Source organism: Halomonas sp. B23F22_20 (assembly GCF_043496985.1).
Taxonomy (GTDB): domain Bacteria; phylum Pseudomonadota; class Gammaproteobacteria; order Pseudomonadales; family Halomonadaceae; genus Halomonas.
The window spans coordinates 218616-241853 of the sequence record NZ_JBIEKH010000001.1 but is presented as its reverse complement, the minus strand read 5'-3'; the positions used below and the strand labels follow the sequence as shown (position 1 = coordinate 241853).

The 23238-nt window shown below is 66.5% G+C and carries 20 protein-coding genes and 1 other RNA gene; 9 read left to right on the top strand and 12 right to left on the bottom strand.

What is annotated here, in order from left to right:
• Window positions 1–65: 65 nt before the first annotated feature.
• From ACGTN6_RS01125 to ACGTN6_RS01115, 3 genes are all read right to left on the bottom strand, one after another.
• Complete coding sequence (locus ACGTN6_RS01125) at window positions 66–392, bottom strand: YbaB/EbfC family nucleoid-associated protein (protein ID WP_394589388.1); 327 nt, start codon at window positions 390–392, stop codon at window positions 66–68.
• 66 nt (window positions 393–458) lie between these two features.
• On the bottom strand, window positions 459–2528 hold the full coding sequence (gene dnaX / locus ACGTN6_RS01120; RefSeq protein ID WP_394589387.1) for a DNA polymerase III subunit gamma/tau: 2070 nt from the start codon (window positions 2526–2528) through the stop codon (window positions 459–461).
• Between the two features lie 143 nt (window positions 2529–2671).
• The gene (locus ACGTN6_RS01115; protein WP_394589386.1) at window positions 2672–3751 is read right to left on the bottom strand and encodes an endonuclease/exonuclease/phosphatase family protein; all 1080 of its coding nucleotides are present in this window, start codon (window positions 3749–3751) and stop codon (window positions 2672–2674) included.
• Window positions 3752–3889: 138 nt separating this feature from the next.
• On the opposite strand from ACGTN6_RS01115, the gene ACGTN6_RS01110 reads away from it, so the two are divergent.
• Entirely contained in the window at window positions 3890–4927 is a 1038-nt protein-coding gene (locus ACGTN6_RS01110) for a sodium:calcium antiporter (protein ID WP_394589385.1), read from the top strand.
• Window positions 4928–5009: 82 nt separating this feature from the next.
• Here the strand turns inward: ACGTN6_RS01110 and cysK are convergent, their stop codons facing one another.
• The 6 genes from cysK to ffs form a co-directional block, all read right to left on the bottom strand.
• On the bottom strand, window positions 5010–5981 hold the full coding sequence (gene cysK / locus ACGTN6_RS01105; RefSeq protein ID WP_394589384.1) for a cysteine synthase A: 972 nt from the start codon (window positions 5979–5981) through the stop codon (window positions 5010–5012).
• Between the two features lie 24 nt (window positions 5982–6005).
• Window positions 6006–7040 carry a histone deacetylase family protein gene (locus ACGTN6_RS01100; RefSeq protein ID WP_394589383.1) on the bottom strand — a complete coding sequence of 345 codons (1035 nt, stop codon included), beginning with the start codon at window positions 7038–7040 and terminating at the stop codon, window positions 6006–6008.
• 34 nt (window positions 7041–7074) lie between these two features.
• Window positions 7075–7797: a tellurite resistance TerB family protein gene (locus ACGTN6_RS01095; protein WP_394589382.1), complete on the bottom strand. Its 723-nt coding sequence runs from the start codon at window positions 7795–7797 to the stop codon at window positions 7075–7077.
• 276 nt (window positions 7798–8073) lie between these two features.
• Entirely contained in the window at window positions 8074–8331 is a 258-nt protein-coding gene (locus ACGTN6_RS01090) for a hypothetical protein (RefSeq protein WP_394589381.1), read from the bottom strand.
• A 141-nt stretch (window positions 8332–8472) separates the two neighbouring features.
• Window positions 8473–9051, bottom strand: coding sequence for a hypothetical protein (locus tag ACGTN6_RS01085; protein ID WP_394589380.1), 579 nt, complete (start codon window positions 9049–9051; stop codon window positions 8473–8475).
• Window positions 9052–9768: 717 nt separating this feature from the next.
• An RNA gene (gene ffs, locus ACGTN6_RS01080) (signal recognition particle sRNA small type) lies at window positions 9769–9865 on the bottom strand.
• 250 nt (window positions 9866–10115) lie between these two features.
• Between ffs and ACGTN6_RS01075 the strand changes: the two genes are divergently transcribed.
• The 3 genes from ACGTN6_RS01075 to ACGTN6_RS01065 all read left to right on the top strand — a co-directional run bounded on the left by ACGTN6_RS01075 (window position 10116) and on the right by ACGTN6_RS01065 (window position 14236).
• Complete coding sequence (locus ACGTN6_RS01075) at window positions 10116–11339, top strand: ATP-grasp domain-containing protein (protein WP_394589379.1); 1224 nt, start codon at window positions 10116–10118, stop codon at window positions 11337–11339.
• A gap of 46 nt (window positions 11340–11385) precedes the next feature.
• Window positions 11386–13416 carry a hypothetical protein gene (locus ACGTN6_RS01070; protein ID WP_394589378.1) on the top strand — a complete coding sequence of 677 codons (2031 nt, stop codon included), beginning with the start codon at window positions 11386–11388 and terminating at the stop codon, window positions 13414–13416.
• Window positions 13417–13480: 64 nt separating this feature from the next.
• Window positions 13481–14236 carry a TlyA family RNA methyltransferase gene (locus tag ACGTN6_RS01065; RefSeq protein ID WP_394589377.1) on the top strand — a complete coding sequence of 252 codons (756 nt, stop codon included), beginning with the start codon at window positions 13481–13483 and terminating at the stop codon, window positions 14234–14236.
• 11 nt (window positions 14237–14247) lie between these two features.
• Here the strand turns inward: ACGTN6_RS01065 and mscK are convergent, their stop codons facing one another.
• Window positions 14248–17592 carry a mechanosensitive channel MscK gene (gene mscK, locus ACGTN6_RS01060; protein ID WP_394589426.1) on the bottom strand — a complete coding sequence of 1115 codons (3345 nt, stop codon included), beginning with the start codon at window positions 17590–17592 and terminating at the stop codon, window positions 14248–14250.
• Between the two features lie 236 nt (window positions 17593–17828).
• Between mscK and ACGTN6_RS01055 the strand changes: the two genes are divergently transcribed.
• The 5 genes from ACGTN6_RS01055 (at window position 17829) to ACGTN6_RS01035 (ending at window position 20846) form a co-directional block, all read left to right on the top strand.
• Window positions 17829–18881: a phospholipase A gene (locus tag ACGTN6_RS01055; RefSeq protein WP_394589376.1), complete on the top strand. Its 1053-nt coding sequence runs from the start codon at window positions 17829–17831 to the stop codon at window positions 18879–18881.
• 75 nt (window positions 18882–18956) lie between these two features.
• The gene (locus ACGTN6_RS01050; RefSeq protein WP_394589375.1) at window positions 18957–19289 is read left to right on the top strand and encodes an ElaB/YgaM/YqjD family protein; all 333 of its coding nucleotides are present in this window, start codon (window positions 18957–18959) and stop codon (window positions 19287–19289) included.
• Complete coding sequence (locus tag ACGTN6_RS01045) at window positions 19289–19687, top strand: phage holin family protein (protein WP_394589374.1); 399 nt, start codon at window positions 19289–19291, stop codon at window positions 19685–19687. The genes ACGTN6_RS01050 and ACGTN6_RS01045 overlap by 1 nt, the downstream gene beginning before the upstream one ends.
• Window positions 19674–19967: a YqjK family protein gene (locus ACGTN6_RS01040; protein ID WP_394589373.1), complete on the top strand. Its 294-nt coding sequence runs from the start codon at window positions 19674–19676 to the stop codon at window positions 19965–19967. The genes ACGTN6_RS01045 and ACGTN6_RS01040 overlap by 14 nt, the downstream gene beginning before the upstream one ends.
• A 144-nt stretch (window positions 19968–20111) precedes the next feature.
• On the top strand, window positions 20112–20846 hold the full coding sequence (locus tag ACGTN6_RS01035; protein WP_394589372.1) for a ParA family protein: 735 nt from the start codon (window positions 20112–20114) through the stop codon (window positions 20844–20846).
• 10 nt (window positions 20847–20856) lie between these two features.
• Here ACGTN6_RS01035 and ACGTN6_RS01030 read toward each other — a convergent pair whose 3' ends face one another.
• Entirely contained in the window at window positions 20857–21825 is a 969-nt protein-coding gene (locus ACGTN6_RS01030) for a CHAD domain-containing protein (protein WP_394589371.1), read from the bottom strand.
• 51 nt (window positions 21826–21876) lie between these two features.
• Complete coding sequence (locus tag ACGTN6_RS01025; RefSeq protein ID WP_394589370.1) at window positions 21877–23052, bottom strand: BaiN/RdsA family NAD(P)/FAD-dependent oxidoreductase; 1176 nt, start codon at window positions 23050–23052, stop codon at window positions 21877–21879.
• Between the last annotated feature and the right edge of the window lie 186 nt (window positions 23053–23238).

Genomic DNA, 23238 nt, shown 5'->3' with positions numbered 1-23238 from the left:
CATGCGGCGGGATGAGCGTCATGCGAAGGCATAGCGCTCATCCCTCGTATCGTGAACGAGATGCCTCAGAAAGGCATCTTGAACCCGGGCGGCAGATTCAGGCCGGAAGTGGCATCTTCCATGAGCTGCTTGGAGTTGGCCTCGACCTTGCGCACGGCATCATTGACCGCGGCGGCCAGCAAGTCTTCCAGCAGCTCCTTGTCCTCTTCCATGACGCTCGGGTCGATGTCGACCTTGAGCACGTCGTGGCGGCCGTTCATGGTGATCTTGATCATGCCGGCCCCGGCTTCGCCATGCACCTCGGCCTTGGCGACCTCCTCCTGGGCCTTCTGCATTTTCTCCTGCATCTCCTGGGCCTGCTTCATCAGGTTGCCCATTCCACCCTTCATCATGGTGACGTCCTCTCGATTGGATGTTCCGCTCGGCCGCCGCGGCGGCCGTTGTCTGTTCGGGTCGTTTCAGCGACGCTCCGCCGCCTCGGCGGGCTTCACCGTGGTCTCGATCAGCCTGGCGCCGAAGGCCTGCTGGATCTTCTGCACCTGAGGATCGGCCTGCAGTGCGGCCACCGCCTCGGCATGTCGCTCGGCGGCCAGCCGATCGGCGCGCTGGCGCGGCGTCTCGATGTCCGTAGGCAGCGGCCCATCGGCGATGGTCAAGCGCCGCTCGAACCCGGCAGCAGCCAACGCCTGGCGAATGCGCTCGACGTGGACCTCGGCCTGCATGGCCGCCTGGGACGGATCGAGCCGAAGAGCCAGCGCCATGCCGTCGTCGGCTTCGACCACGCAATGGGCGGCGAGGTTGCGCGTCAGCCCGGACAGGCCCAGCGAATCGAAGCGCTCCAGCCAGATGGAGTGACTCAGCTCGCCCGCTGCGGCTTCGGCCGTGTCAGCAGCGTCCGGCGACTCGGCGGGCTCGGTTGCTGGCTGAGACGCTGGGGCCGGTTCGACCGCAGCCGCGGGGGGAGACTCCGTCTCGAGCGCGGGAGCTGGCGTTTCCGGCATGGTGGGCTCAGGCGACGCCGCTGCCGGGACCTCGGCCTGGGGCGAGGAAGCCTCGGATACGGGCAATACCGGCCGAGACGGCTCGTCCTCGATCCAGGGCGGCGGTTCCGGGATCGGCTCGGCCTGCAGCGTCGGCTCAGGCTGTTCGGCCCTGTCGACAGCGGCAGGCTCCGGGGCCGCCTCGGGCTCAGGCGCTGGGGCCGTTTCAGACGCTGGAGGCGGTTCAGGCGCGGGACGGGACGGAGACCGATCAGTCGGCGTGGCCGGCTCCGCAGGCGCGGCGGCGGGCTGTCGGGGCGCTTCGCCCCCGGCCGCTGCGGCGCCCGGCGCCTGACCGACGTTGCCGCCCGCCTGATCGTTGCCCGGTGCCGGGGTTCCGCCATCGCCGCGCATCGGCAGCGGCGTCTGGGCCGGCTTGGGCACACCCTGGGGCCGGAAGGCCAGCATGCGCAGCAGGGTCATTTCCAGGGCGGTACGCAGGTCCGGCGCATGGGCCATGTCGCCACGGCCCTGGATGCCGATCTGGTAGTAGAGCTGGATGTCCTCGGCGGTGAAGCGCGCCGCCAGCGCCAGCAGCGTCTCGCGGTCACCGTGGCCGTTGTCCAGGGCGTCCGGCACCATCTGCGCTACCGCCAGGCGGTGCAGCACGCCGGTCACGTCGTCGAGCACCCCGGCGAAGTCCGGGCCCTGCTCGGCCAGGGCGGCGACCTCGGCCAGCACCCGAGCGGCATCGACCTCGGCCAGCGCCTCGAGCAGCGCCAGCACGTGGCGATGGTCGAGGGTGCCGAGCATGGCCGCCACGTCGGCGTGGCGCACCGCGCCCTGGCCGAAGGCGATCGCCTGGTCGGTCAGGCTCATGGCGTCACGCATCGAGCCCTCGGCGGCCTTGCCCAGCAGCCACAGCGCGCTCTCCTCGAAGGAAACGCCCTCTGCCTCGAGCACCTGGGAGAGATGGCCGACGATGCGCTCGGGGGGCATGTGCTTGAGCGTGAACTGCAGGCAGCGCGACAGCACCGTGGGCGGCAGCTTCTGCGGGTCGGTGGTGGCCAGCAGGAACTTCACATGGGGCGGCGGCTCTTCCAGCGTCTTGAGCAGCGCATTGAAGCTGCTGGTGGAGAGCATGTGCACCTCGTCGATGAGGTACACCTTGTAGCGCCCCTGGGTCGGCGCGTACTGGACGTTGTCGAGCAGCTCGCGGGTGTCCTCGACCTTGGTGCGCGAGGCGGCGTCGACTTCGATCAGATCGACGAAGCGGCCCTGGTCGATGGCCTCGCAGCTCGGGCACTGGCCACAGGGGGTCGAGGTCACGCCCTCGTCGCCCCGCCCGCCTGCGGTGCAGTTCAGGCACTTGGCCAGTATCCGCGCCAGGGTGGTCTTACCGACCCCTCGGGTGCCGGTGAACAGGTAGGCGTGGTGCAGCCGGCCCTGATCCAGGGCGTTGACCAGCGCGCGCTGGACATGCTCCTGGCCGACCAGTTCATGGAAGGTACGCGGCCGCCACTTGCGGGCCAGAACCTGATAGCTCATGCAGCTCGGAATCCTTGCGGCTGGGCTGGCTGGCAGCCGAACACGAAAGCCCCGCCGGTACCGGGCTCGCCCACCGACGGGCTAGAAAGAGATGGCTACATTCTACCGGGTGGCGGCCCGGGCGCAAAGCATAGCCCTGAGCCTCAGCCGCTGCACAGCCGGCCGCTGTCGCGGATGTCGGCGAGACGGCCGGCGGCGATGCCGTCGATGCGAGTGAGCTCGCCGCTGCCCGCCCAGGGTCTGCCGGCCACGATGGCCGCGGCGCGGGCCGGCCCGATATGCGGCAAGACCTCCAGCTCGGCACGGGAACTGGCGTTGAGGTCGATGCAGCCGGCCGTGGAACCGAGAGAGGCGCCGCCGGCACCTGCGACCACACCGGCGCCGGGCGGCAGGAACTCAAGCTCGCCCTGGTGCAGTGCCAGGTAGACCGGGGCATGGTCAGAGACTCGCTCGCGGGCCTCGTCATGAGATAGCCCGGCCAGTGCCGGATAGCGAAGCATCCCCAGCATCGACGGGCTCAGGCGATCCGGGCGATACCAGATGTTGTCGTAGGGGCTGGCATAGCGGCCTGGCGCATGGCCAAGCGTGGTGGCCTGATCGCTCAGGGCGGGCACCGCGCCGAGCGCCCTGAGCGGCGCCCAGGCGGGATCATCCGGCGCCATGTTGAAGTCACCCATCAGCATCCTTGGCGTGTCGGGATAGGCCTCGTCGAGCCATTGCCAGTAGTCGGCCAGCGCCTCGACCTCAGGCCGGCGGTCATCGAGGCCGTCGCCGTAGACCACATGCACCGTGGCAGTGACGAAGGTGTCGCCGCTGTCCAGGTCGCGAAATGTCGCCGAGAAGGGCTCGCGGGCGAAGACGTCGCCGCGATCGATATACACCGCCCCGCCGCCGAGCGATTCGACGCGCGATTCGCGCCACAGGAATCCGTAGTGCTCCTGGTAGCTGCTGCGCCCCACCGCGTGGCTGGCCATCGACGACCAGTCCTCGCCGGAGACGGCCTCGAGCTCGCGTTCCAGCTGCGTCAGCGCCTCGCCGTCCATCAGCTCCTGCACCGCCAGCAGATCAAAGCGCCCAGCCACCCGAGCCACCAGGTCGAGGCGCTTGTCGTTGTTCCAGCCCAGATGCTCGAGATTCCAGCTGCCGATCACCGCGGCCCCGGCCAGGCCTGGAAAAACAGTCGGAACCAATGTCAGAAATGCAGCCAAGACAAGACGTTGCATGCGACTCTCCATGTCGGAAAGGCGCCATCCTGCCCGTCGGCGACGACGACATCAATATCAGCAACAGTAAATATGCATCAGCCGTAAGCGAGCAAGGCTGGTAGGCTTGGCACGTCATTCACGGAAGGGACGACCGTCATGCCTCCCATCCTGCTCTGGAGCCTCGTGGCCGTAGTGGCCACCGTCATCGTCTGGCGCGGCAGCGGCCTGCTGGAAACCAGCAGCGAGCGACTGGCGGCCTACTATCAACTGCCGGACATCGTTCAGGGTGCCATCGTGGTGGCCATCGGCTCGAGCTTTCCGGAACTCTCCACCACAGTGATCTCGACCCTGATCCACGGCGAGTTCGAGCTGGGCGTGGCCGCCATCGTCGGCTCGGCGCTGTTCAATATCCTGGTGATTCCCGCGGTGTCGGGTCTGGCCAGCCGCCACCCGTTGAAGGCCAACCGCGATCTGGTCTACAAGGAAGCCCAGTTCTACATGATCGCCGTCGCGGTGCTGACCCTGACCTTCGCCTTCGCCGCCATCTATCACCCCGTCGAGACCTCGGGCGGCGCCATCAGCGGCGAGCTGACCCGCGGCCTGGCGCTGATGCCGGTAGCGCTCTACGGGCTCTATCTGTTCGTGCAGTATCAGGACACCCTCGACCACCAGGGCGAGGTCGACGCCGGCGACGTGCGCCCGGGTCGCGAATGGGCTCGGCTGGCGCTGTCGCTCGGGGTAATCGTGCTCGGCGTGGAGGGGCTGGTACAGGCGGCGATCCACTTCGGCGAGATCTTCGACACCCCGAGCTTCCTGTGGGGCATCACCGTGGTCGCCGCCGGCACCTCGATCCCGGATGCCTTCGTGTCGATCCGCGCCGCCCGCCAGGGCCGCGGCGTGACCAGCATCGCCAACGTACTGGGCAGCAACACCTTCGATCTGCTGGTGTGCATTCCGGCAGGGGTGCTGATCGCGGGCACGGCGATGGTCAACTTCTCGATCGCCGCACCGATGATGGCGGTGCTCACCGCCGCCACCGTGGCGCTGTTTCTGATGATGCGCACCGGCATGGTGCTGACCAAGCCCGAATGCGCGATCCTGCTGGCGCTCTACGCCGGTTTCCTGGTGTGGATCGGAGTGGAGACCTTTGGAGTGGTCGACCTGGTGCCCAGCCTGCCGCCGCCGAAGGCGTAGATAGCCCAGCGAGGCGACAGAGCGTGCGAGAAACTGGCCCCGGCGGACGGGCGACCGCCGGGACAGGGACTCGGGATGAGGCTTACTGCTCGGTCTCCAGCTCGCCGAAGCGGCCGGCGAACAGCGCCGAGGACAGGTAGCGTTCGGCGCTGTCGGGCAGCACCACGACGATGTTTTTGCCTTGATAGGCCGGATCCCGAGCCACGCGCAGCGCGGCGACCACAGCCGCACCGCAGGAGATACCGCACAGGATCCCCTCCTCCTGCATCAGCCGGTGCGCCATCTCCATGGCCTCGTCGTTGCCGACGGTCTCGACCCGGTCGACCAGCGACATGTCGAGGTTGGTGGGCACGAAACCGGCGCCGATGCCCTGGATCTTGTGCGGCGCGGGCGTCGGATCCTGGCCGTCCCGCGTCTGGGTGATCACCGGCGAATCGACCGGCTCCACGGCCACGCTGGTGATCGCCTTGCCCTGAGTCTCCTTGATATAGCGCGAAACGCCGGTCAGGGTACCGCCGGTGCCCACGCCAGCGACGAAGACGTCCACTTCACCATCGGTATCGTTCCAGATCTCGGGGCCGGTGGTGGTCTCGTGGATGCGCGGATTGGCCGGATTCTCGAACTGCTGGGGCAGGAAGTACTTGTCCGGCTCGGCATCGGCCAGCTCCCTGGCCTTGGCGATGGCCCCGGCCATGCCCTTGGCCGGCTCGGTGAGCACCAGCTCGGCACCCAGCGCCTTGAGTACCTTGCGTCGCTCCAGGCTCATGGAGGACGGCATGGTCAGCACCAGCGGGTAGCCGCGGGCCGCGGCGACGAAGGCCAGGGCGATGCCGGTGTTGCCGCTGGTGGGCTCGACGATGGTCATGCCCGGCTTGAGCACGCCGCGCTCCTCGGCGTCCCAGATCATCGCCGCGCCGATGCGGCACTTCACCGAGTAAGCCGGGTTGCGGCCCTCGATCTTGGCCCAGATCGTCGCCCCCTCGCTGACCCGGTTGAGCCGGACCAAGGGGGTGTTGCCGATCGACTGGGAATTGTCGTCATAGATGCGTGCCATGGATCACTCCTTGTGATGGGCGTATTAACGGGCGGCCTCGAAGCCGGTCAGCACGTTCACGGCGTTGATACCGATCTCCTCCACCGCGTAGCCGCCCTCGAGCAGGAAAGTCGTTGGCAGGCCCAGGTCGGCGAGGCGCCGGCCGAGGGCCGTGAAGTCGTCGCTGGTCAGCTTGAAGGCGCTGATGGGATCGTGTTCGAAGGCGTCGACGCCGAGCGATACCACCAGCAACTCGCAGCCGGCGTCGCGGATGCGCTCGAGGGCGTCGCCGAGGGCCAGGGACCAGGCCGCGAAGTCGGTCCCCGGTGCCATCGGATAGTTGAGGTTGAAGCCCTCCCCTCGCTCACGGCCGGTCTCGTCGGCGTGGCCCAAAAAATAGGGGAAGCAGGTGCGCGGATCGCCGTGCAGCGAGGCGAACAGCACATCATCGCGCTCATAGAAGATCTGCTGGGTGCCGTTGCCGTGATGGAAGTCGACGTCCAGCACCGCCACCCGCCCGACGCCGCGATCCAGGGCATGCTGGGCGGCGATGGCGGCATTGTTGAAGAAGCAGTAGCCGCCGAACTGGTCGGTGGCGGCGTGATGTCCCGGCGGCCGGCACAGCCCGAAGCAGGGCTCGCCGCTTGACAGGGTATGACGCACGGCGGACAGCGCGATGTCCTTGCTGGCCATGGCGGCCTCGAAGGTGCCCTCGCAGATCGAGGTCTCGGCGGCCAGAGCGTAGTAGCCGAGCCGGCCATCGATATGCTCGGGAATGATGTCGTCACGCATGGCGCGGGTCGGCCAGATCGTCGGGATGGCTTCGCCGCCGTGGCCGGCGGCACACCAGTCGTCCCAGCAGCGGGCAATGAAGTCCACGTAACCGGAGTCATGCACCGCCAGCACGGGCTCTAGGCCGAAGGTCTCGGGAGCACGCACTTCGCCTAGCGACACCTCGTGCACCCGCCTCAGCACCAGCTCGACGCGTTCCGGGCACTCGTAGGGGGTTACCAAGCGGCCCTCGTCGAGCTCTGTGCGGGCGCGACGGCGGCCAGTGTCATCACTGTGGAAGGTCAACATCGGATCTTGGGTTCCTTGTCATCATGCATGCGACTCAGGCATCGGACCTGGCGGCCGCCTCGGCCTCGCGCTCGAGGGAGCGCTTCACGTTCTCGTCCAGCCCCAGCCCCGAAGCGAGCTGGTCGAGCCAGGCGCGCTCCATGGGGTTCTCCTCGTCGATCACCGCCACGCTGGTCAGATACATCTCCCGGGCCGCCTGGGGCGAATCGGCCTGCCGCGATAGGGCCAGGGCATCCAGGGGCGCCGACAGCTGGCGCTCCATCCAGGCATGCAGCTCGTCGTCGGCGCCAATGGCGTCGATCTGCTCAGTGATCAGTGCCCGCTCGCGTTCGTCGATGTGGCCATCGGCCCGGGCCGCCATGATCATTGCCTGCAGCAAGGCCAGGCTGCGCTGCTCGCCGGCCTCGCCCTGCAGGTCCTCGAGGGGAGCGCCCTCCGCGGCCGCATCCCCCGAGGCACCACCTCGCGAGCCTTGCCAGGCCTTCCAGGCCAGCATCCCGACACCGGCGATGGCACCGTACTTGAGTGCCTTGCCGCCCAGCTTACGGCCCCGCTTGGAGCCGAGCAGCAGGCCGAGCGCACCGCCGCCCAGGGCACTGTTGAGTCCTCCACCGGAACGGCGCGACGACTGGCCGGACGCGCCATCCCCTGAGACCCGCGACGTCAGGCCGTCTACCAGGCCTTGGACGTCAACGCCGCCGCGGCGTCCAGCACCGGCTTGCTGCATCAGTTGAGCGAGAATTCGTTGTGCGTTCATCACAGCCTCCAGGATGGGAAACGCTTCGGCGAGACGACGTCGGACGGGAACGACATCCCACGCTCTCGACGCCTCGGGCACGACTATGACGCGGCCCGTGGCGGGCTGCAAGCGCGCTCCCGCCATGCTCGATACCGCACCGGACGCATGCCATCGCCGGCGCCTGCCTCGCACCTCAGACCTCGTCAAGCCCCGGCATCAGACAGTCGAGCTCAGCCGGCGCTTGATAAATGAAATGGAAACGAGTGAAGGTACAGGCGGGCACCGGGCCAGGCGTCACATTGCCTTGTCGACAGGCATGACGTCATGACGTCGAGACCAGAAGGGATGGTCCGACCAACGCTGCTCCCGCCGATACGGGTCCTGCCACTCCTGGAGAAAACGACCGATGCCCAGGTTCGCGCGCTGCGCACACTGCCGGGCCGCTTCCAGACCGTTGTCGTCGAGCCAGGCGGCGATGACCGGCGCCGCGGCCAGGCCATCGCCCAGCGCATTGGAAATCCCCGAGGAGGTCAGTGGGTCGAAAGTGGCCAAGGCGTCGCCCACGGCCACCAACCCGGGCCAGCGGCCCGGGTCACGAAACCGCTATGGGCAGGAAAGCAATGGAGAACAGCGTCAAGCCGGGACGGTACCGGCCAGGCCCATGCTCGATGAAATGGCCAGGTGAGCAGGATCCTAGGCAGCGGTTCCATGGGGGAATTTCGGCCTGCCCGAACCCTGCGAGTACTTGCCGAGTAACAGCACGGTGCTACCGTGGGGAATCGTGCCACTGCGAGAGATCGAATAGGGAGGCACATACACCGGCCCGTCGGAGCCAGCGCCCGCGGATAGTTCGGGATAACCGATGTCGGTCATGATGGATTGATCGTCGGCGGGATGATTATATAGGGTATCCAGCCACAGATACATGCCGTTCTCTTCATGGAGCCCGTTCCCCGCGAGATCCTGAATACTCTGGCTGTACTCGACCACACCACTGAACTGCTCGTTGGCGCCACCGCGGTTGCGAACGCCACCGGGCACCAGCGTAAAGCTCAGTTCTTCCTGGTAATCCTGACAGAGAAAGTGAAACTTTCCGGGAATGGTTTCTGAGTTGGTACCGGGGGAAGGCAGGCAAGTGGTGTGCAACCCCCACCCCGTACGATTGTTATCCGGGTTGTGATTGACCCAGGTTCTGGCCAGCTGTTCGAGAACGCTATAATTCGCTGGCGTGTCGAGCACGCCGGGATGATATGTCGGCTGATGAGCTGACATGTCCTCTCCCCCCTGTTGCTGCATCTGTTGTTGTATATATCGTTGTATATGTTGTCGTATGCGTTGTTATGTCTCGGACAGCGTGAAGTCACGGAAACGGCCTCACGAGACCCCACGGCAAACTACCCTGCCCCCATTACACAGCCGAATGATGGAGCCCCTTGCTACCTCTGTTACCTGCAGCCTGAGACGAGGCATCCTGGCCCCCACGATATTCCGATGACGTCGCGATTCCGCCCCTGCAATGGAACGCCGTGGAAGCATGAAAAAAATCATACATTATGAAAAAGCAATGTAGTCGCCGGATGACCGGCGCGAATTCAGCCGCCGTGGCCAGCAATGCCAAGTCGTTTCATCCGGACATGCGACTATCGAAACCGGACACCTGCGCCGTGCTGACATCGCAGACAAGCGTCGGGGCGGCACCGATACTCAGACAGATTCTGCAAACAAGGGGCGAAGGCGGGAGCACAACGCGGCTCGGCTTGACATCACAGCGAGACAAACGGAGCCGAAAAGGAAGGCTCGAGTCATTTGGAAGGCTTACATCAGGAACGGCAACAGCAGGCAACTCACCGCACGCCGGTATTCACTGGAAGGTATTGCCGGGAAACACCATCACGCGGGGGTGGAACACGCGAGAGGATAGGAAGCGCAACGTCTTCGGCGGTCGTCGAGCTGACCATCGATGATGTCCGGGCCCTGAAATGGAGGCGGCCCCAAAAGCCACATCCCGGCACACGCGTCCATCACTACCGTTGCTCCCTTCCGGGCCTGGCGGGGTTTGCGACTTAGCGTTGCGGGAGGACCTAAGGGGCCACCATAACGGGCACTTGGCGTGCCATTTTGGTTAGGCAGTTCTCTGAGCGGGATCAGGCACTTGCCGAACGCTGCGCACTATACCAAGTGACCCTCCGCTCGGCAAGGATGGATTGTCGTCGACACAAGGCGTTGACTGGTGCGGGAAGGCGGCTCGCGGCCACCTGCTATGGTAAAGACATGCATTCGCTCGTGGCCTCGATGTGCCGACGGGCGTTTTCCCTTGTCGACCCTGGAGGTATCTCATGAAGAAGGATCCGAACAAGGGCTATATCGCCCTGCTGGGCTGGAGCCTGAATGCCATCGAAGCCGCCGAGAATTTTGACCGACGGTACGTGGTGGTGGCCCCTGACTGGGCAGAAGAATACTGCCAACAGCATGATATTCCATACATTTCATGGAATTTCGAGCGACTCAACGACCGCTCCATGGAGATCGCCGAGACGCTCAAGGAGATGGGCGTCAATGTGTCCATCCCGCTGTTCGAGGAAACCGTTGAATGGGCCGGGGCCATTAATTCGGTTCTGCTCGACAGCCCCCGGCTCTATGGCCAGTCGCTGCTGCTGCGCGACAAGGCGCTGATGAAGCGACGCGCACAGCTGGGAGGCATCCGCGTCGGAATCTTCGAGGAAGCCCATGACAAGGACGACGTCATCCGTTTCCTTAAACGCGTCAACCAGACCCTGCTCAAGCTCGACGGCGATCCCAACGATCCCATCCACCTCAAGGCCTTCGACAAGGCCGGCTGCCTGGGGCACCGGGTGATCCGCACTCCGGACGAGGTGGATACCATCCCCGACGAGGAATTCCCGGTGCTGATGGAGTCGCACCTGGACGGCTGGGAGTTCGCCGTGGAAGCCTGGATCCACGACGGCAAGATCGCCTTCCTCAACATTTCCGAGTACGTCACCCTGGGCTACTCCGTGTTCGTGCCCGCCTCGCCCGAACTCGAGAAGTACCGCCCTCAGATCACCGCCCAGATCGAGAAGCTGATCAAGGCCTTCGACATCGAGTTCGGCCTGATCCATCCCGAATATTTCGTGACCAGCGACGGCGAGATGTACTTCGGTGAAGTCGCCTATCGCCCACCGGGATTCAAGGTCTTCGAGCTGCTCGAACGGGTCTATGGCTTCAATGCCTATCAGGCCAGCATGCTGGTCTTCGACCCCAAGACCACTGCCGAGGAGGTCAAGGCCTTCTTCCCCGAGGAAGTGGTCGGCGCCGACGGCTACGCCGGCTGCTTCGGCGTATACCCGCGGCTGCGGGTCGTCAGCCGGCTGGAGATTCCCGAAGAGGTCGAGGACGACCCCTATTTCGAGTCCCACGAATTGACCCCGCCGCTCCAGGAGACGGTGACCAAACGCACCGCCTTTGGCACCCACTGGGGCCTGGTGTACTTCAAGGGCGACGATCCCCATCGCATGCGAGATCTGCTCAAGAATCTGGAAGAACTTGATTTCTATATCTGATAGGGGCGTCATGGTCGCCATAATGACCTGAAGACGAGGAGTCGGCGTGACCACGCAACCCGATCAACCCGGCACCGGCGGGCCCGCCGAAGACAAACTGGCGGGCCTGGTGGCCAAGCTGGACGAAGCCATCGCCCTGCTGGCCGGCGCCCGGGAGTTCGCCAAACCGGGCAAGCTGCCGCGGGTGCTGGATACGGCCCGCCGGATGCTGCTCCAGGAGGGCGGCGCCGAGGCCATCGAAACCCGCGCCGAGGCGCTGGAGATGGCCGGCGTTTTCCAGGGCTCGGACTGGGCCACACCGCAGTTCCTGGTGCCCTCGCTGACCACCCAGGCGCTGAAGAGCCCGGACGCCAACACCGTGGTGATCGAGGCGATCAGCGAGCTGAGGCTACTGGCGGTGGCCAAGGGCGAGTATCGTCACGCCCAGGTGTCGGCCGAGCAGGCCCATCACTACCTGACCCAGGTCATCGCCCTGAACCTGTGGCTGCTGTTCGGCGCGCCCAGCGAAGCCGAACGAGAGACCCAGGGTCGCCTAGCGGCGCTGCCCCGACGGCTGTTCGCGCATCTCGCCCAGCGCATCGGCTACGAGCACATCATCGACAAGCTGATCGCCGAGATCTGGCGGATCCTGCAGCAGCGTCCGATCCAGGTCGAGTCGGTCAAGCTGATGATCACCCAGATCGCCATCTGCCAGGCCGATCCGGCGATCGACCTCGGCGTCAGCGGCCAGGGCGCCGACCGCCTGGTCAGCTCGCTTTACGGCCCTACCCACGCCTCCCGCGAGGATCCGGGCGTCGACATCTATCGCGACCGCCTGGCCGGCATGGACGCCACGGCCCTGCAAGCCGAAGCCACCGGCTTCGCCCGGGCGATGCACGATACCGGCCTGGTCTCACCCTATCATCCGGTGCTGCTGCGTCATCTGATCGAGCACGGCGACCAACTGCTCAGCGAGGCCCTGGGGCTCTCCTCCACCGGTCGTGACTGCCTGCTGTGCTACCGTGAGCTGGTGCACGCCCTGATCCGCGGCGGCGTTCATCCCGCCACGCCCCAGGCCGTCTACGGCCTGGCGCTGATGCTGGAACGCGGGATCCTCTACCAGCCGCCGGTGGCGCCGGCCATGTGGCGCCAACTGGGGCTTTCGCTATCGGCGTGGTCGGAAGCGCGGCTCAACCTGGCCTGCGGGGAAACGGTGTCGCCGCGAGCCAGGCTGCTCGAGGGCGTATTGTGCATGCTCGGCCTGCCACTGGGCGTTGGCCAGGGCAACAACCCCACCTGCCAGTCCGCCCGGGCCCTCTCAATGTGGGCCTACAACGATCCCGACTACCTGCTGCAGATGGTCGCCTGGGCGGCCCGCGACGACGAGATCATCATGCATTTCGAGGGCCAGCCGATCTCTTCCATGGCCAGCATCGGCGGCGTCGCCACCGAACTGCCGATGGACCTGGACCCGGTGTCGCTGATCGTGGTGCCGCACCTGGATCGTATCTACGCCGAGATGGGTCGACGATGCATCGACCGCGAGGGTGATCCCCACCGCTGGGTCAACCCGGAATTCCACGGCTGGTGGTCGGGCCGCGGCTTTCGCATCAACGTCGACGTGGCCAGCGGAAAGCTGGTCGAGCTGGACAGTTTCCTGCGCCACTTCTATGCCAGCTATCACCCCTACTACAACGGCAATCAGCCGTTGATTCATCCGCAGCCGGCAGGCATCGCCGTCACCGACAGTGCTGCACGCTTCATCGGCTGGCACGCCATCACCCTGCTGCGCGCCAACCTCGACCCCGGCGGAGAGATGCGGGTCTACTTTTACAACCCCAACAACGACAGCGGCCAGGACTGGGGCGACGGCGTCAGGGTCAGCACGACAGGGAACGGCGAGCGCTTCGGCGAGGCGTCACTGCCCTTCGAGCAGTTCGCCTCGCGGCTCTACATCTTCCATCACGACCCCCTGGAGCGAGGCGAGCTGGCGCAGATCGAGCAGGACGAACTGGACCGAGTGATCGGCTATCTGGAACGCAGCTGGGGCGCCGATCGCCTGCCACCCGGCAACCTGCAAGCCGACGCCGGACCTTGAGCGGCGGACCGGCATCGCGGCCCTGTGGCATAATCCCAGGCCCATTTCGATACCGGGACGCCTCATGCCACGCCTCGACCAGCTGCTGCTCCATCAGGGACTGGCGCGTTCGCGCACCCGTGCCCAGCGCCTGATCCGCCACGGCAGAGTACGCCTCGCCGACGACGGACGCGTCCTGACCAAGCCCGGCGAGAAGCTGCCCGACACGGTGCGGCTGAGCGTGGAAGACGACCCGGAGGAGCGCTACGTATCCCGCGCCGGCCTCAAGTTGGAAGCGGTGCTGGCGACCCTGGCGTTGTCGATCGAAGGCCGCACGGTCCTTGATGTAGGCCAGTCCACCGGGGGCTTCAGCGACTGCGCCCTGCGCCACGGCGCGGAACACGTGATCGGCGTGGAGGTCGGCCACAACCAGTTGGCCCCGGAACTGCGCGACGAGCCGCGCCTCACCTGCCTGGAGGGGCTCAACGCCCGCGCCATGCAAGACGACCCGCGGCTCGCCGCGGCGCTGGACGCCCACCCGGCGACGCTCGCGGTCATGGATGTTTCCTTCATCTCGCAGACCCTGATCCTGCCGGAGTTGGCCGCCCTGCTGCCCCGCGGCGGCGAGCTGGTATCGCTGGTCAAACCGCAGTTCGAGGTCGGCCCCGAGGGCGTCAACGCCCGAGGCCTGGTGACATCCCCCGAACATCATGCCCGTGCACAAGCCCGCGTCCGCCAGGCCTGTGCCGACACCGGCTTCGAGATCCGCCACTGGCAGGAGAGCCCGATCCGCGGCGGCGACGGCAACCGCGAATTCCTGCTCTACGCGCGCCTGGGCTGACTCGGCGCACCTCAGCGCCCGGCATCTCCCCCGCCGCCATCGCCACCTTCCCCGGCGTCCAGATCACCGGGATCGCCACCGGCGCCCGGCGGGGGATTGGCCGGCGCCTCCCCCGTCCCCTGGCTGACGACCTTGGCCTCGTTCCCGCGGCGATCGCGAAGCCAGACATCCAGCTGGTTGAAGGCGATATCCAGGTCGTGCTCGGCAAACAGCTCTCCGACCCGGCCATTGAGCTCGTCGGTGGCGAATAGGCGGTCCCCCAGGCTGTTGACGAAGATCCGCAGCTCGAACTCCAGGCTGTTGGCACCATAGCGCATGAAGAACACCTGGGGCTCAGGGTCGTCCAGCACACGGGTATTCTCCTCGGCCGCCTGATACAGCAACCGCTGCACCAGCCGGTGATCGCTGCCATAGGCCACACCATAGGTCAGGATCACCCGGGTGATATTGTCCGACAGCGACCAGTTGATCAGTTGGTCGGTGACGAAGGTCTTGTTGGGAATGATGATTTCCTTGCGATCGAAGTCGGTCACCGTGGTGGCGCGAATGCGAATGCGGTTGACCGTACCGGTGAGATTGCCCAGCGTGATGGTGTCGCCGATGCGTACCGGGCGCTCGAACAGGATGATCAGCCCGGAGATGAAGTTGGCGAAGATCTCCTGCAGCCCGAAGCCGAGCCCCACGCCGAGCGCCGCCACCAGCCATTGCAGCTTGCTCCATGACACCCCAAGGGTGCCCAGCGACCAGACCACGCCGGTGCCGATGATGACGTAGGAAAGCAGCGAGCTGATGGCATAGGCACTGCCCTGCTTGAGCTCGAGCCGCGACAGCACCATCACCTCGAGCAGCCCCGGGAGGTTACGCGCCATGATCAGCGTCAGCGCCACCACCAGCAGCGCCACAAAAAGGTCGGCCACCGAGATCGAGGCGCCCACCAGGTCGCTGCCCTGCTGCCCGTCGCCGCCCAGGATCATCACCTGCTCAAGATAGCCGAACACCGTCAGCAGATCGGCCCAAACCAGATAGAAGACCACCAGAAAGCCCAGCATCAGGATCAGCTTGGACAGGCGCAGCGACTGCTGGTTGACCTGCTGCATGTCCAGCGGCGGCTCCTCGACCACTTCCACACCGTGCTCGCTGCTGTCGGTCTCCTGGGCCAGCGCCCGACGCCGCGCCAGCGCCCGCCGATAGGCCAGCCGGCGTGCCGCAACGGCCAGCCCGCGCACCACCGCCGCCTCGACCAGGATCCACACGCCCAACAGATACAGGGTGATGACGAAACGCGCCACCAGACTGAGCGCCGTATAGGCATAGCCATAGACGACCAGGCCGCCCAGTACCAGGGGAACCATGGCCATCGCCAGGCCCACCAGCAGGCGGAACAGCTTGACGCCGAAAAAGGGCGTGTGGGCCAGGATCAGCTTGGCCAGCGCCAGGCTCATGCCCGTGAGCCCCAGCAGCAACAGCAGTAGTGCCAACGGGCGCTGTGTCAGGTCGATGGCCGCATCACGCGCCAGGGTGCCCACGAACAGAACCGGCACCAGAGCCACGCCCAGCCACAGCAGCCAACGTCGCAGTTGCACCACGTAGCCGCTCGGCCAGTGGAAGTGGCGGGTCGCAACCCCTTCGGGCACCAACAACCCTCTCGCCCAGGCAAGCACCGCCCACGCCAGAGAGAGATGCAGCAGCGCCCAACCAACGCTCACGCCGATGCCAGCGCTTCCCAGCACCAGGCCAAGGGATAGCGTCACCATGCACAGTGGCCCGGGCAAGGCCTGCAGTGCCTGCAGCGCCACCGCCAGCGGCGTATGGCCCTGGCTGTCCTGACGCAGATGGCCAATTTCGCCGTGCAGGCCCTTGAGCCGTCGCGACAGGGTGCGACGCAGCCCCAGCAGAATACCGGCGAGCAACAGCAGCGGCGAGGCCAGCAAGGCCCCGGCATCGGGCCACCGCCAGTGCGACGGCAGGGCCTGGCGCCATTCACCATCATGCCACTCGGCCTGCAGATGGTTCGGCAAGCGCAGCACCCAGGTCAGATCCAGGGGACGAGCATTGGCGACCCAGAACAGCTGCTCGTCGATGGTCGATCGCAGGGCACGGCTCGTCTCGAGCAATTGCTGTTGGTTGAGCTGCAGTTCGATGGCCGCCGTTAGCACCTCCCCGTAGGTCGGTCCCAGCCGATCAAGCAGTTCGTGCCGCGCTTGCAGCAGCTGCGTCAACGAATCGAGAACCGCATCGGAGGCCCTTGCATCGGCTTCTTCCAGGCGCTGACGCGCCATCTGTTCGGCGTCCTGCAGGCGCTCGCGCTGGCGATCGAGCTCAAACTGCTTGAGGCGCAGATCGGCGATCTCCTCCTTGAGACTGCCCTCCGACTCGACTCGCGGCAGCGCCTGGCGCTGCTCGCGCAGGATGCGCGACAGCAGCGGACTGCCACGAATTGCCTCGATATGCTCGGAGAGCCCTCGCTGCAGCTGGCGCACGCGATCGAGACGCCGGCGCGCTTCCTGTCCCTGGCGAGCCAGATCATTGGCCCGACTGGTGGCGCGCAGCAGCTCGAGACTCATGTCGCGATTGGCCTGCTGAGCCTCCAGTATCATGGGATGACGGGCCACCCCTTCCGGCTCATCTCGCACCGCCTGGGCAATGGCCTGCTCGGACTGCTCGCGTCGGCGGCGTTCGAGAGCCCTCTGCAGGGCCCGCACCTGGGCCTCGCTCTTCGCCACCCGGATCTGGAGCAGATCGCGACGCTGCTGGGCGAGTTCGCGAAAGCGTGAATTGGTGGCCAGCTCACGCTGGTGCAGCGCCAGGCGCCGCTCGGCAAGCTGCCGCGCGATGCGATGATGCAGTCGCTGCGGATCGTCGTCCGCCGCTTCTCGTACATCCAGCTGCTCTAGTGCACGGCGGTGCTCCTCCATCGCCGCGGTCGCCTCGGCGATGCCTTGCTGGGCGCGCTCCGGGAGGGTCTGGGTGCCCAGCAGTTGGGTCTCCACGTCGGCGAGACGATCCTGGGCCTCTTCCAGGTTATCGCTGGACGTCTTCAGCCGGGACTCCAGTGTATCCAGATCCAGCGCCTGAAGCGCTTCGTCGTCAGGCACCTGTTCCTGCGCATCCTGGGCGGCCGCCAGGGCCCGGCGGGTCTCCCCCAGCTCCTGGGGAGCCCGCTCCGCCCGCGTTTCCAGGTCGGCCAGGCGCGTTTCACTGTCGTCCAGCGCCTCGAGCCCCTTCAGCGCTGCCTGGAGTGCGTCGATATCGGCCTGAGTCGCCTCATCGACCGTTTCCCCCTCGGCGGGCTGCAGGGAGGCGAGCCGTTCCTCCAGCGCGGCGCGCTCGGGCAGCTCGGCGGCCGGCACGGTCATCGGCGCCAGCGTCAGCGCCAGTAACACGAGGCAAAGAATGTGAAAGCGGCCGAACCGCCAGGGACATGGAAAAGCGATCAAGGGCACCTCGTCAGCAGTGTTACCATGGGCTGTGTCCCGGATTCTCGACCGACCGGCGCGGCAAGGCAATCACCGAGTGCCACGCCCCGCCCGTTGACTTGCCCGACGGGCGTGATAGAACGACCTCTCAACCTCGACAAGGTAGCCGAAGCACCATGGCTTCATGCTCATTGCCCCGGCTGTCGGCGCTTGCGCTGACCGCCGCCCTGGCCAGCCAGGGGACGGCCCACGCCCAGACCAACGAACCCCTCGGCGATGCCGAGCGCCAGGCCATTCGCGATCGCATCGACTCGCTCCAGTCCGAGATCGGCGAGCTGCGCGCGCGCCTGGCCCAACAGCCCGCCGTCGAGGCACCCACGCCCGAGGTCGACGACTCGGAGGCCCAGCCCGAACTCGAGGCGTCGGTCGCCGAGCGACGCCTGCTCGAGGAGGAATCGGCCGCCAACCCCTTCGCCATCACCACCCATCACCGCAACTATCTGCTGCCGCTGAGCTATACCACCAACCCCAACGAGAACGGCTTCCGCGAGATCGACAACGATGCCGACCCCGACCGCCTGGAGGTGAAGTTCCAGTTCAGCGCCAAGTTCCAGCTCGCCCAGGACCTGATACTCGGCCACGGCGATCTCTATTTCGCCTATACCCAGCGCAGCTGGTGGCAGGCCTACAATGCCGACGCCTCGTCGCCCTTCCGCGAGACCAACTACGAGCCCGAAGCGTTCATCGACTTCGACAACGACTGGTCGCTGGCCGGCTGGACCAACATCAACAACCGCATCGCCATCAATCACCAGTCCAACGGCCGCTCCAGCAACCTGTCGCGCAGCTGGAACCGGCTGATCCTGACCAGTACCTTCATCAACGACGACTGGGCCGTCTCGCTGGCGCCCTACTGGCGCCTTCCGGAAGCCGAGGGAGAGGACGACAACCCCGACATCCACGAGTATCTGGGTTACGGCGACGTCACGGTGGCACGGCGCCTGTTCAACGACCACGAGGCCAGCCTGCTGTGGCGCGGCAACCCGGACCGCGGCCACATGGGCGCCCAGTTCGACTACTCCTGGCCGCTGTTCGGCAAGGTTCGTGGCCACCTCCAGTACTACCACGGCTACGGCGACAGCCTGATCGACTACAACCGCAGCGTTCAGCGTCTCGGCGTGGGCTTCAGTCTCAACCCACTGTTTTCCACGGGCAGTTTCGAGCAATGATGTGCCCTGGGTCATTACGGTAGGTGGAGACGGCTGCTATGCTGGGGCTGTCATATACCGTCAGAGGATGACCCAATGGCCGACCGTACGCCCCATACCCGTGAGACCACCCAGCAGCTCAAGGAAGACCTGCGTCATCTGTCGCAGACCGTCGAGGAGCTGGTGAACGCCACCGCAGACGATTCCCGCAACAACATCAAGGAACTGCGTGAACGGGCGGAAAAACGCCTCAACGAGACTCGTGCCCGACTCGAAGCCCGCGGCGAACGTGCCTACCACGACGCCCGCGAGACCGTGAACCACCAGGCCGATGCCTGCGACCGCTACGTCCACGACAATCCCTGGACCAGTATCGGCATCGGCGCCGCCGTCGGCGTGGTGGTCGGCATGCTGATCGGGCGGCGCTGATGGCCCAGAGCCAGGGACCGGCTCAGCGACTGTTTGGCGCCGGCAAGCGCCTGCTGGGCAGCCTGCTCGCCACCGGCGAGACGCGACTGCGTCTCGCCGTGCTGGAGCTGGAGGAGGAGCGCGCCAGACTGGTCACCCTGCTGATGCTGGCCGGGATCAGCCTGCTGCTTCTGCTGTTGGGGCTGGGGACGCTGACCGCCCTGGTCATCGTCGCTTTCTGGGACAGCCACCGGCTGACCGCCATCGGCGTCAGCGCCGGCGTGCTGCTGTTCGGCGGCCTGGGGCTCGCGGGCTGGGTGCTCCACCTGGCGAGGCGACGCACCCTGCTGGTCGACACCCTCAAGCATCTGGCGCTGGACCGCGAGCTGTTGGAGACCCACCGCGATGCGCAAGACTGAACGACGGGCACGCAAGGCGGCTCTCGAGGCCGCCATCGAGCAGCAGCGACTCGACCTGCTGGTGGAGGCACGGCGCTGGCAATCCGCGGCCCGTTCGCTGGAGGTCGGCTGGCAGGCCATGCAGCGCTATCGCCTGCCGGCGATCGGTGGCAGCGCCCTGCTTCTCTGGTGGTCTCTGCGTCATCCAGCCGCCGCCAAGCGCATCGCGAAGCGCGGGCTATTTACCTGGGTCACCGCTCGGCGACTTCAGCAACTGCGGCGTGTACTGCCCCTGCCCTGAGCCGACCTCATCATGTCAAGCCACCTGGAGCGCCCTGACCGTCGCGGAGCGCTCGTTATCATCTCGCCGTAACATCCCGATGTGTCAGGCCTGTTATGATCCTGTGTCCCCTCAATGACAGACTCACGACAGGACACCTCTACCATGCGCATGCTGGCGCTCTACAGCATCAAGGGCGGCGTCGGCAAGACCGCCTCGTCAGTGAACCTGGCGGCGGAGGCCGCGCGGGCTGGGCTTCGCGTACTGCTGTGGGATCTTGACCCCCAGGCGGCCACCAGCTTCTATCTACGCGTCAAGCCGCGCATTCGCGGCGGCGTCGGCAAGCTGGTCAAGGGCAAGGCCTCCTTCGACAAGGTGATCCGCGCCACGCAGGTCGAGGGGCTCGACCTGTTGCCGGCGGCCCTGGCCTCCCGCGAGATGGATGCCCTGCTCGCCAAGCGGGGCGCCAGCCACCTGCGCCAGATCCTCAAGCCAATACGCGACGATTACGACCTGGTGATCCTCGACTGCCCGCCGAGCCTCTCGCATCTCTCGGAGAACATCTTCTCCAGCGTCGACGCCCTGCTGGTGCCGGTAGTACCCACCGTGCTCTCGCTGCGCACCCTGGAACAGCTCGAAGACTTCCTCGACGACCGCGACATCGCCTGCCCTCGCTGGCCCTTCGTGACCCTCGCTGATCGGCGTCGCACGCTGCACCGCGAGGTGATGGCCAGCCTGCACGAGCAATGGCCTCTGCGGCTGTCGACGGCCATACCCGCGGCCAGCGTGGTCGAACGCATGGGCCTCGAGCGCGCTCCGGTGCGCGACTTCGCACCGAGAAGCGCCGCTGCCCGCGCCTACGCCACCCTGTGGCGAGAGCTCGACCAGCGCCTGAGTTGACGCTTTCCACTCAGCCACCGCGCATCGCCGCGACGGCCGCGGCCAACGTCTCCGAGAGTGCCGTTCCCCGTCGCGATGGGAGTGCAGCCTCCAGGGCCTGCTCATAGTGAGCCAGCCGCCGCTCGCGATTGCCCCGCGCCAGCCCCAGGAAGCCGCGCAGGTGTCGCGGTGCCGTCGCCCTGACCTGCGAACCGCGAGCCGCCAAGGCCAGGCGCGCCGCCGTCTCTTCCCCGGCATGGGCGGCGGCCGCGGCCTCGAGGGCCGGCTCGCGCACCAGGTCGTCGTGGAGTACGCCGAAGGCATCCTGGAAGGCTTTCATGGCCTTTTCCGCCTCCGCGAATACCTCACCCTCTTGCTGCCAAGGCCGTAACAGGTAACGGATACGCTTGCCAGTGATGCGCGGGCGATGCAGCGCCTCTCGCTCCTCGGGGGAGCCGATAGCGGCGATCTCCTCGTTCAACGTGTCGTGCAGGGTGGCCAGCTCCCGGGCCGTTGCTTCGCCGAAACGCGGCCCGCGGCCTCCTTTCTCGGCCAGCCTGGCGAGCGTCTCGCCGAGCCCACGCTCAAGCGCAGGGAAGCCCTCCGCCAGAGCCCGCCGGGCCTCGGCGTAATCAGTCTCGACCTGCGCCGCCAGCCGCTGGCACCACCAATCAATGGCGCCGCGCTCGGCATTGTCCTGCGCCGGCCGCTCGGCTTCGAGCCAGGCCAGCATCACCTCGCCGTCGCGCGCGTCATTGGTGGCTCTGGCCAGGTCACGAAGTCGACGGCGCTGCGACTTGGGCACCTCTATTCCCGGATGGTCACGATAGGCCTTCAGCCAGGAACGCAGGCGACGCAGCGCCACCCGGAAATCGTGCAGGCCCTCCGGATCCTCCGGGTCATCGATGCGCGGCCAGGCCCGACGCGCCTCTTTCAGCATGTCCAGGCCGACCCGCCCGACCACGCGGTTCAGTCGCTGCTTCCTCAATGGCTTCGGCATACAGGCGTCTCCCTCTCGAGATGAACGCCCCCAGTATAGGCCGGAGCCCGCCTACACCGACTGCCCGCAGGCCACACCGCTGGCCCAGGCCCACTGGAAGTTGTAGCCGCCGAGCTCGCCGGTGACGTCCAGCACCTCGCCGATGAAGCGCAGCTGGGGCAAACCGTTGACCTCGAAGGTCTTAGACGACAGGGCCCGAGTGTCGACACCGCCCATGGTGACCTCGGCGGTGCGCCAGCCCTCGGTGCCGGCGGGCTTGAGCCGCCAGTCATTGAGGTGGGCGGCCCAGGCCTCGAGTTCGGTATTGGAGCGCTCGGCCAGTGGGCCGTCGCCGCCATGCCACTCGACCAGCGACTGGGCCAGGCGGCGCGGCAGCCGCTCGCCGAGCCAGGTGGCGAGGCGACGCTTGGGTGTGTCCCGGCGGGCCGCCGCCAGGGCCTCGAAGGCCGATTCCCCGGGCAGCAGGTCGATGGCAAGCTCGTCACCCGGCCACCAGTGGCTGGACACCTGCAGCATCGCCGGCCCCGACAGACCCCGGTGGGTGAACAGCATCGGCTCCCGGTACTCGCCGTCCCGGCAGCGCGCCACCACTTCGGTGGACACGCCGGAGAGCGCTGCGGCCCGCGCCTTCAAGGCCGAGGTCAGGGTGAAGGGCACCAGGGCCGCTCGGGTGTCGGTCACCTCGAGGCCGAACTGGCGCGCGATGTCATAGCCGAAGCCGGTCGCTCCCATGGTGGGCACCGACAGCCCGCCGGTGGCAATCACCACCGCCCCGGCATCGATGCGCCCGCCGGAAGTCGCGATCCGCATGCCCTCGCCTTGGCGCTCGAGGCTTTCGACGCTCGTCTTCATCCGCAGCTCGACGCCTGCCCAGTCGCACTCGGTGAGCAGCACGGCCAGCAGATCCTTGGCCGATTCGGCGCAGAACAGCTGGCCCGGCGCCTTCTCCACGTACTCCAGCCCGTGGCGCTCGACCAGTTCGACGAAATGCTCCGGCCGATAGCGCTTCAGCGCCGAGATGCAAAAGTGCGGGTTGCTCGAGAAGAAGTTAGCCGGCGTGGCCGCCAGGTTGGTGAAATTGCAGCGCCCACCCCCGGACATCAGGATCTTCTTGCCGGGCCTGTTGGCGTGATCGACCACCAGCACCGAACGCCCGGCATAGCCGGCGGTCAGCGCGCACATCAGTCCGGCGGCGCCTGCGCCGATGACGACCACGTCGTATGTCATGCCTACCTCTCTTGCGGGGAATATACCGGAGCCACGCGTCGCGCTGGCCGGAAAAGGGCGACATGTTAGCAAAGCCAGCCGCGTCTATCCCCCGCGGTTGCAGCATCGACGACGAGGCGTTGCGACGGAGGGAACGAGTTGCGAAAACAATGTGCAACCCCCAGTGTCATAGCCACCCGAGGCTCC

What these genes read in the sequence shown, in the direction of transcription:
- ACGTN6_RS01065 (WP_394589377.1), top strand. Translation starts at nt 13,481, where the DNA reads ATGCCACGCCTCGACCAGCTGCTGCTCCATCAGGGACTGGCGCGTTCG.
- ACGTN6_RS01030 (WP_394589371.1), bottom strand. Translation starts at nt 21,825, where the DNA reads ATGCCGAAGCCATTGAGGAAGCAGCGACTGAACCGCGTGGTCGGGCGG.
- dnaX (WP_394589387.1), bottom strand. Translation starts at nt 2,528, where the DNA reads ATGAGCTATCAGGTTCTGGCCCGCAAGTGGCGGCCGCGTACCTTCCAT.
- ACGTN6_RS01095 (WP_394589382.1), bottom strand. Translation starts at nt 7,797, where the DNA reads ATGAACGCACAACGAATTCTCGCTCAACTGATGCAGCAAGCCGGTGCT.
- ACGTN6_RS01035 (WP_394589372.1), top strand. Translation starts at nt 20,112, where the DNA reads ATGCGCATGCTGGCGCTCTACAGCATCAAGGGCGGCGTCGGCAAGACC.
- ACGTN6_RS01045 (WP_394589374.1), top strand. Translation starts at nt 19,289, where the DNA reads ATGGCCCAGAGCCAGGGACCGGCTCAGCGACTGTTTGGCGCCGGCAAG.
- ACGTN6_RS01085 (WP_394589380.1), bottom strand. Translation starts at nt 9,051, where the DNA reads ATGTCAGCTCATCAGCCGACATATCATCCCGGCGTGCTCGACACGCCA.
- ACGTN6_RS01100 (WP_394589383.1), bottom strand. Translation starts at nt 7,040, where the DNA reads ATGTTGACCTTCCACAGTGATGACACTGGCCGCCGTCGCGCCCGCACA.
- ACGTN6_RS01040 (WP_394589373.1), top strand. Translation starts at nt 19,674, where the DNA reads ATGCGCAAGACTGAACGACGGGCACGCAAGGCGGCTCTCGAGGCCGCC.
- ACGTN6_RS01025 (WP_394589370.1), bottom strand. Translation starts at nt 23,052, where the DNA reads ATGACATACGACGTGGTCGTCATCGGCGCAGGCGCCGCCGGACTGATG.
- ACGTN6_RS01110 (WP_394589385.1), top strand. Translation starts at nt 3,890, where the DNA reads ATGCCTCCCATCCTGCTCTGGAGCCTCGTGGCCGTAGTGGCCACCGTC.
- ACGTN6_RS01115 (WP_394589386.1), bottom strand. Translation starts at nt 3,751, where the DNA reads ATGCAACGTCTTGTCTTGGCTGCATTTCTGACATTGGTTCCGACTGTT.
- ACGTN6_RS01055 (WP_394589376.1), top strand. Translation starts at nt 17,829, where the DNA reads ATGGCTTCATGCTCATTGCCCCGGCTGTCGGCGCTTGCGCTGACCGCC.
- ACGTN6_RS01125 (WP_394589388.1), bottom strand. Translation starts at nt 392, where the DNA reads ATGATGAAGGGTGGAATGGGCAACCTGATGAAGCAGGCCCAGGAGATG.
- mscK (WP_394589426.1), bottom strand. Translation starts at nt 17,592, where the DNA reads ATGACCGTGCCGGCCGCCGAGCTGCCCGAGCGCGCCGCGCTGGAGGAA.
- ACGTN6_RS01075 (WP_394589379.1), top strand. Translation starts at nt 10,116, where the DNA reads ATGAAGAAGGATCCGAACAAGGGCTATATCGCCCTGCTGGGCTGGAGC.
- ACGTN6_RS01050 (WP_394589375.1), top strand. Translation starts at nt 18,957, where the DNA reads ATGGCCGACCGTACGCCCCATACCCGTGAGACCACCCAGCAGCTCAAG.
- cysK (WP_394589384.1), bottom strand. Translation starts at nt 5,981, where the DNA reads ATGGCACGCATCTATGACGACAATTCCCAGTCGATCGGCAACACCCCC.